Origin of the sequence: Pseudomonas sp. MPC6 (assembly GCF_006094435.1) — a bacterium.
Classification (GTDB): Bacteria; Pseudomonadota; Gammaproteobacteria; order Pseudomonadales; family Pseudomonadaceae; genus Aquipseudomonas.
Genome location: NZ_CP034783.1, coordinates 265,428 through 272,500 on the forward strand (window position 1 = coordinate 265,428; position 7,073 = coordinate 272,500).

Here is a 7,073-nt window from a genome sequence, read left to right on the forward strand (position 1 = left end):
GGCCGGGGTTTGGGGTATTGCGTTGGAGCAGGTTTTACTCGACGGCTTTAACCATGTCTTCGATGACTTTCTTGGCGTCGCCGAAGACCATCATGGTTTTATCGAGGTAGAACAGTTCGTTGTCCAGGCCGGCATAGCCGCTGGCCATCGAGCGCTTGTTGACGATGATGGTCTTGGCCTTGAACGCCTCGAGAATCGGCATGCCGGCGATCGGCGATTTCGGATCGTTCTTCGCCGCCGGGTTGACCACGTCGTTGGCACCCAACACCAGCACCACGTCGGCCTGACCGAACTCGGAGTTGATGTCTTCCATCTCGAACACCTGGTCGTAAGGCACTTCAGCCTCGGCCAACAACACGTTCATGTGGCCGGGCATGCGCCCGGCAACCGGGTGGATCGCGTACTTCACGGTCACGCCGCGATGAGTCAGCTTCTCGGTCAGCTCTTTCAGCGCGTGCTGCGCCCGTGCTACGGCCAGGCCGTAGCCCGGAACGATGATCACGGTATCGGCGTTGGTCAGCAGGAAGGTCGCGTCGTCGGCCGAACCGGATTTCACCGGGCGGGCTTCTTTCGAGCCGGCCGGGCCAGCCGCATCTGCGGTGTTGCCGAAGCCGCCGAGCAGTACGTTGAAGAACGAACGGTTCATCGCCTTGCACATGATGTACGACAGGATTGCACCGGACGAACCCACGAGCGAGCCGGCAATGATCAGCATCGAGTTGTTCAGCGAGAAACCGATACCTGCCGCTGCCCAGCCGGAGTAGCTGTTGAGCATGGACACCACCACCGGCATGTCCGCGCCGCCGATCGGGATGATGATCAGCACGCCGAGCACGAAGGCCAGGGCCAGCATCAGGGCGAAAGCGCTGAGACTGCCAGTGAGCATGAAGGTGATACCCAGCGCCAGCGTCGCCAGGCCCAGCACCAGGTTGAGCTTGTGCTGGCCGCTGAATTGCACCGGCGCGCCCTGGAACAGGCGGAACTTGTATTTGCCCGAGAGCTTGCCGAAGGCGATCACCGAACCGGAGAAGGTGATTGCACCGATGGCGGCGCCGAGGAACAGCTCCAGACGGTTGCCCGCCGGGATCGAATCACCCAGTTGTTTAACGATACCCAGCGATTGCGGCTCAACGACAGCGGCGATGGCAATGAACACGGCGGCCATACCGATCATGCTGTGCATGAAAGCGACCAGTTCCGGCATCTTGGTCATTTCAACGCGCTTGGCCATGATCGAACCGGCGGTGCCGCCGACCAACAGGCCGACGATGACGTAACCGATCCCGGCAGTCGCGAGCTCAGCGCCCAGCTTATAGATGAGGCCCACGGTGGTGAGGATCGCCAGCGCCATGCCGAGCATGCCGTAAAAATTGCCGCGTCGGGACGTGGTCGGGTGCGACAGACCTTTGAGGGCCTGGATGAAGCAGATCGACGCGATCAAGTAGAGCGTCGTGACGAGGTTCATGCTCATTACTTGGACGCCTCTTCTTTAACCGCTTTCGGGGCTTTTTTCTTGAACATTTCAAGCATCCTGCGGGTGACCAGGAAGCCACCAAACACGTTCACTGCCGCCAGCGCCACCGCCAGGGTGCCCATGGTCTTGCCCAGTGGCGTCACGGTCAGCGCCGCCGCCAGCATGGCGCCGACGATCACGATGGCCGAAATGGCGTTGGTCACCGCCATCAACGGCGTGTGCAGAGCAGGTGTAACGTTCCAGACCACGTGATAACCGACATAAATCGCCAGCACGAAGATGATCAGGTTGTAGATACCGGGGGAGATAAGCTCTTCCATCGTCTGAATCCCTGCTTAGGCGTTTTTGCGGATGACTTGGCCGTCGCGGCACATCAGGCACGCGGCGACGATATCGTCTTCGAGGTTGATCTCGAACTGGCCTTCTTTGTTGAAGACCAGCTTCAGGAAGTCCAGCAGGTTGCGCGCGTACAACGCCGAAGCATCGGCCGCGACGGCGCCGGCCAGGTTGGTCGGGCCGCAAATGGTCACGCCATTTTCGACCACTACCTGGTCGGCTACGGTCAGCGGGCAGTTGCCGCCCTGGGCTGCCGCGAGGTCGATGACCACCGAGCCCGGCTTCATCTGTGCCACGGTTTCCGCGCTGAGCAGCGTCGGCGCCTTGCGGCCCGGGATCAGTGCGGTGGTGATGACAATGTCAGCCTGCTTGGCGCGCTCGTGCACGGCCAAGGCTTGGCGCTGCATCCAGCTGGCGGGCATGGGACGCGCGTAACCGCCGACACCGACGGCGCATTCGCGCTCTTCATCGGTCTCATAAGGCACGTCGACGAACTTGGCGCCGAGGGATTCGATCTGCTCTTTTACTGCAGGACGCACGTCAGACGCTTCGATGACTGCACCCAGGCGTTTTGCCGTGGCAATGGCCTGCAAACCGGCGACGCCGGCACCCAGAATCAATACGCGCGCCGCTTTCACGGTGCCCGCAGCGGTCATCAGCATCGGCATGAAGCGCGGATAATGGTGAGCCGCCAGCAGCACGGCTTTATAGCCGGCGATGTTGGCCTGGGACGACAGCACATCCAGGCTCTGCGCGCGGGAGGTGCGTGGCGCGGCTTCCAGCGCGAACGCGGTAATGCCGCACTCGGCCAGCTTGGCAATGGTTTCATTGCTGAACGGGTTGAGCATGCCCACCACAACGGTGCCGCTCTTGATCAGCGCGAGTTCGCTGTCGCTGGGAGCGACCACCTTGAGAATCAGCTCGGCGCCAAACGCATCGTTGGCGCTGCCAATGGTTGCGCCTGCCGCTTCATAAGCACTGTCGACAACACTGGCACTAATGCCGGCGCCGCTTTGGACCGTGACCTTATGACCCTGGCCGATCAGCTTCTTGATGGTTTCCGGGGTTGCAGCAACCCGCGTTTCACCCGTCTGGGTTTCGAGAGGAACACCAATGTGCACGTCAAATCTCCTGCGTGATCTTATTGAGTAAACCCATGCACTACGGATGGTGCGGCTGGGGCGGCCGATCAGCACGATCCCGCCAAACAAGGGCGGGGCGCGGCATTTTGCAGGCGAACTTTGTGCCCATCAAGGGATTATGACGGGTGACGGAAAATTAACTACAAGTCACCCCGTGACCGAATGTCGCAACCAGATGGATCAATCCCTTGCAGGCCGTGCCTTGCAAGGACTTCGCTAAAAAATGATCTATTTGCACATCGGTGAGGTGAATAAGGGGTAATTGTTGCGTAATGGATGCTCAAGGCCAGGTTTCAAGCGCTTATGGGACGTTTGTACAGCCTCACGGTACAGTTTGCGAATTTGCGACAAATATTTATATCTGTAGGGTTTTGAGTTTGTTGACTACGAGGTCAACTAATTGCGCCGAGCCTTCAAGCGCCAAGGTTGTAGCTGTGTGCCTGATTAACCAGCCAATCGCGAAAAGCCCTTAAAGAGGCCGATTCGACCTTTCGCTCTGGAATCATCAGGTAATAAGCCTTGATGCTCGACAGTGTCTGGGGGTTGGCGATCACCAGGCGCTTCTCCGCCAACTCCCGCTGAATCAGGAACGGCGGGATCAGCGCAATCCCCATATCGTGCATGGCCGCTTGGGCCAGCATGGAGAATAGCTCGTACCGCGGTCCTGTCATGTCTCGCGGGATATTTAGGTTCTGCGAGTTGAACCACTGGCGCCAGGCATAGGGGCGAGTGGTCTGTTGCAGCAGGGGCAGGTCGGCGATTGCACCGGGTGTCAGATGGGTCTTTTTCCCCAGCAGGTCAGGGCTGCATACGGGCATCGGGCTTTCGCCCATCAGCCTGTGGGATTCGGTGCCCGACCAGTCAGCGTCGCCAAAATAGATCGCCGCGTCGAAGTCGGTGTCGGCAAACAGGAAGGGTCGCGTTCGGTTGGTGAGGTTGACCGTCACTTCCGGGTGTTGTTGCTGGAAGTCCTTGAGCCTTGGCAGCAGCCATTGAGTACCAAAGGTCGGTACTACGGCCAGCTCGATCACATTGGTGCCCTGCTGGCCCATCACCGACAAGGTGTCCCGTTCAACCGCATCGAGCTGGGTGGCTACCCGTCGGCTATAGGACAGTCCGGCTTCTGTCAGCTTGACCCCGCGGCGCGAGCGGCGGAACAGTTCGACGCCCAGAAACTCTTCCAGGCTGGCGATCTGCCGGCAAATCGCGCCCTGGGTCAGCGAAAGCTCCTGGGCGGCCTTGGTAAAGCTTTCGTGGCGCGCTGCCGCCTCGAAGCTGATCAGGGCAGTCGTGCTGGGTATTTTCCTTCGCATGTACGGCAACCTCACTAATACAGCGCATAAAAGCCATTTCGCGACCTTTCGGAGTGAGAAATTAGCACAACAGTATGCAAAATCCTCGTTTGCCCTGACGCCGAACCCGGCCTAGGATCAATCCACGATATTTGACCCGATTCGAGAGGACACACTCATGGGCGGTAAAGCTAGCTTCAACTGGATCGATCCCCTGCTGCTGGATCAACAGCTCACCGAAGAAGAGCGCATGATCCGCGATACTGCCGAGCAATTCGCTCAGCAGAAACTCGCGCCGCGCGTTCTCGAAGCTTTCCGCCATGAAAAGACCGACCCGGCGATCTTTCGCGAGATGGGCGAAGTGGGCCTTTTGGGGGCGACCATCCCTGAACAGTACGGTGGCAGCGGCTTGAACTATGTCAGCTACGGCTTGATCGCCCGTGAAGTCGAGCGTGTCGACTCCGGTTATCGCTCGATGATGAGCGTGCAGTCTTCGCTGGTGATGGTGCCGATCAACGAGTTTGGTACTGAAGCCCAGAAGCAGAAGTACCTGCCGAAACTGGCTTCCGGCGAATGGATCGGCTGCTTCGGTCTGACCGAGCCGAACCATGGTTCCGACCCGGGTGCGATGCTTACCCGTGCGCGCAAAGTGGAAGGCGGTTACAGCCTGACCGGCAGCAAGATGTGGATCACCAACAGCCCGATCGCCGATGTATTCGTGGTCTGGGGCAAGGATGACGCCGGCGATATCCGTGGCTTCGTGCTGGAGAAAGGCTGGAAAGGCTTGAGCGCCCCGGTGATTCACGGCAAGGTCGGCCTGCGCGCATCCATCACCGGCGAGATCGTCATGGATAACGTGTTTGTCCCTGAAGAGAACATCTTCCCGGATGTCCGTGGTTTGAAAGGTCCTTTTACCTGCCTCAACTCGGCGCGTTACGGTATTTCCTGGGGCGCACTCGGTGCCGCCGAATTCTGCTGGCACACCGCTCGCCAATACACCCTGGATCGCCAGCAGTTCGGTCGTCCATTGGCCGCCACTCAGCTGATCCAGAAGAAGCTGGCCGACATGCAGACGGAAATCACCCTGGCGCTGCAAGGTTGCTTGCGTCTGGGCCGCATGAAGGATGAAGGCACGGCTGCGGTCGAGATCACCTCGATGATGAAGCGCAACTCCTGCGGCAAGTCGTTGGATATTGCGCGCATGGCGCGCGACATGTTGGGCGGCAATGGCATCTCCGATGAATTCGGCGTTGCTCGCCATCTGGTCAACCTGGAAGTGGTGAATACCTATGAAGGTACGCATGACGTCCACGCGCTGATCCTCGGACGTGCGCAGACCGGCCTCCAGGCGTTCTATTAACAGGAGAACGTCCATGGGCGCGCTATCGCATCTACGGGTACTGGATTTATCGCGGGTGCTGGCCGGGCCGTGGGCCGGGCAGATCCTTGCCGACCTTGGTGCTGATGTAATCAAGGTCGAGCGGCCGGGCAATGGTGATGATACGCGCGCCTGGGGGCCTCCTTTCCTGAAAGACGCCAATGGCGAGAACACCAGCGAAGCGGCCTATTACTTGTCGGCCAATCGCAACAAGCAATCCGTCACCATCGACTTCACGCGCCCGGAGGGGCAGAAGCTGGTGCGTGAGCTGGCAGCCAGGTCGGACATCCTGATCGAGAACTTCAAAGTGGGAGGTCTGGCGGCTTATGGGTTGGACTATGAATCGCTCAAGGCCCTCAATCCGAACCTGATCTATTGCTCGATTACCGGGTTTGGCCAGACGGGGCCTTACGCCAAGCGCGCGGGTTATGACTTCATGATCCAGGGGCTGGGCGGGCTGATGAGTCTGACCGGGCGACCGGAAGGCGAGGAAGGGGCCGGGCCGGTGAAAGTCGGCGTGGCGCTGACTGACATCCTCACCGGACTCTACTCGACAGTGGCGATCCTGGCGGCATTGGCTCACCGCAATCAGGACGGCGGCGGTCAGCATATCGATATGGCGCTGCTGGATGTTCAGGTGGCTTGTCTGGCGAACCAGGCGATGAATTACCTGACGACAGGCCATGCTCCGAAGCGCCTGGGTAATGCTCATCCGAACATCGTGCCTTATCAGGATTTTCCTACGGCGGATGGCGACTTCATCCTCACCGTGGGTAATGACGGGCAGTTCCGCAAGTTTGCCGAAGTCGCGGGTCAGCCGCAGTGGGCGGATGACCCACGCTTTGCGACCAACAAGTTGCGGGTGGCGAACCGTGCGCTGTTGATTCCGCTTATCCGCCAGGCAACGGTGTTCAAGACGACTGCCGAGTGGGTACTGCAGCTGGAGCAGGCAGGCGTGCCTTGTGGGCCGATCAATGATCTGGCTCAGATGTTTGCCGACCCTCAGGTCAAGGCGCGGGGTTTGGCGATTGAGTTGCCTCATGCGCTGGCCGGGATGGTGCCGCAGGTGGCGAGTCCGATTCGACTGTCCGAGACGCCTGTGGAATACCGCAATGCGCCTCCTTTATTGGGCGAGCACACGCTGGAGGTTCTGCAGCGGGTGTTGGGCCTGGATGCAGACGCGGTGGCTGCCTTTAAAGAGGCCGGAGTGCTTTGAGGGCTCCTTCTATATAGAAGGGGCGATTTTCCTTTCTCCAGCCGGGGGTGGACGGCTGTTTTGCGGCCATTGGTAAGTTATTGATAGGAAAGCTGAAATCAGGGCTTGACGGCAGATTCTGGAAGTCTATAATTCGCCCCACTTCCGGCGCAGTCGAAACGGAAAACTCCTTGGTAAACAAAGAGTTACGCAGTTTTCGACAGTGAGTTGCTTCAGTTCATCGAAGCCCAGAAGG

The 7,073-nt window shown here is 59.4% G+C and carries 6 protein-coding genes; 2 read left to right on the forward strand and 4 right to left on the reverse strand.

The genetic code is table 11. The features are described 5' to 3' along the window. Positions 1-34: 34 nt before the first annotated feature. The 4 genes from ELQ88_RS03205 to ELQ88_RS03220 all read right to left on the reverse strand — a co-directional run bounded on the left by ELQ88_RS03205 (position 35) and on the right by ELQ88_RS03220 (position 4,265). Positions 35-1,471, reverse strand: coding sequence for an NAD(P)(+) transhydrogenase (Re/Si-specific) subunit beta (locus ELQ88_RS03205; RefSeq protein ID WP_128874707.1), 1,437 nt, complete (start codon positions 1,469-1,471; stop codon positions 35-37). After that, complete coding sequence (locus ELQ88_RS03210) at positions 1,471-1,794, reverse strand: NAD(P) transhydrogenase subunit alpha (RefSeq protein WP_017335806.1); 324 nt, start codon at positions 1,792-1,794, stop codon at positions 1,471-1,473. Before ELQ88_RS03210 ends, ELQ88_RS03205 begins: the two co-directional genes overlap by 1 nt. Positions 1,795-1,809: 15 nt before the next feature. After that, positions 1,810-2,931 (reverse strand): Re/Si-specific NAD(P)(+) transhydrogenase subunit alpha, encoded by a 1,122-nt coding sequence (locus ELQ88_RS03215; RefSeq protein ID WP_128874708.1) that lies wholly within the window; start codon positions 2,929-2,931, stop codon positions 1,810-1,812. Positions 2,932-3,365: 434 nt separating this feature from the next. Then, positions 3,366-4,265, reverse strand: coding sequence for a LysR family transcriptional regulator (locus ELQ88_RS03220; RefSeq protein ID WP_138963596.1), 900 nt, complete (start codon positions 4,263-4,265; stop codon positions 3,366-3,368). Positions 4,266-4,422: 157 nt separating this feature from the next. Here ELQ88_RS03220 and ELQ88_RS03225 point away from each other — a divergent pair, with 157 nt between their 5' ends. Then, positions 4,423-5,604 (forward strand): acyl-CoA dehydrogenase, encoded by a 1,182-nt coding sequence (locus tag ELQ88_RS03225; protein ID WP_128874710.1) that lies wholly within the window; start codon positions 4,423-4,425, stop codon positions 5,602-5,604. A 13-nt stretch (positions 5,605-5,617) separates the two neighbouring features. Then, positions 5,618-6,838 (forward strand): CaiB/BaiF CoA-transferase family protein, encoded by a 1,221-nt coding sequence (locus ELQ88_RS03230; protein WP_138963598.1) that lies wholly within the window; start codon positions 5,618-5,620, stop codon positions 6,836-6,838. Positions 6,839-7,073: the final 235 nt, after the last annotated feature.